At 49.8% G+C, this 897-nt stretch carries 1 protein-coding gene and 1 pseudogene; both read right to left on the bottom strand.

What is annotated here, in order from left to right; translation table 11 throughout:
* Window positions 1-495, bottom strand: a 495-nt coding sequence (locus ACOCD2_RS22510) for a DUF1819 family protein (RefSeq protein WP_419588619.1), incomplete at its 3' end; no start/stop codon positions are given.
* A gap of 189 nt (window positions 496-684) precedes the next feature.
* Window positions 685-897, bottom strand: a pseudogene (locus ACOCD2_RS22505) (hypothetical protein); the annotation flags it as partial.

The raw sequence follows: 897 nt of genomic DNA, 5'->3' as shown, positions 1-897 counted from the left end.
ATTCGAGTCGATAATTTGCGCCTCCCGCATAATTCTGAACAGTACCTGACGCTGCTTTTTTCGCGTGGAATCCGTGATTTTTTCCAGTTCAGGGTAAATTTCCATTTTGGCATTGAAAAACGCATCAAAATCGTCTGCGGATATTTCATTGTGGTAGGTCATTGCATGCTCTCTTACCACCTCTTGTGAAAATTCAGCTATAAAAGGATAGCGACGACAAATAGCCAGCCATAACAGGCTGGACTGTTCCTCGGTATTACCCTGCACAAGAAGCTGCCGCTCCTGGTCATCCAGTTCCTGCAGACGCCCAATGACTTCCCGCACAATACGCTTGGTTGTACTGACAGTGCGAGATTGCAGCAGGTTGTTGTCGATGACCTCGGTGCGAACCTGATCCCAGTCTTTCTTTTCTCCATAGAGGGTTGCCAGCAAGACAGACTCCTGCAGGAACAGCCCTCCGGTGGAAAAAGACATCCGATAGCGCGGGGAGTTCACAAGTACAGCCGCATCCTTTGCTTCATACCCAGCGAGAGAGTATTTCGCGAATACGTTGCTTCAATCCCTTCCGCCGAATGGATTTGTCTATGTGGTATACGCCAACCAGGAATGAAATAATCGAAAAGCCCCCAAATACCAACTGCCCTCTTGATCCAGCGGTGTTTGTCAAAATACTTGTCACTTTTTTTACGCAACCACCTCTCTAATTTCGGCTTCCTCCTGCGGTGCATCGTCACGCGCCGGATTGAGCCAGACAACATTCTTTCTACTCCAGTCCCGAGTCGCGCCTGACCAACGTTCCGGGCGTTGTGCCCTGGCCTGCTCATAGACGGCTTTGCGTGCCTGCGAAATGGCTACATCTGCTCCACAATTTTGTGGTCTTGCAGTTTGGTGAGCAGG

Origin of the sequence: Thiolapillus sp. (assembly GCF_048562965.1) — a bacterium.
GTDB lineage: Bacteria > Pseudomonadota > Gammaproteobacteria > Chromatiales > Chromatiaceae > Thiolapillus > Thiolapillus brandeum_A.
This window is presented reverse-complemented; position numbering and strand designations above follow the sequence as displayed.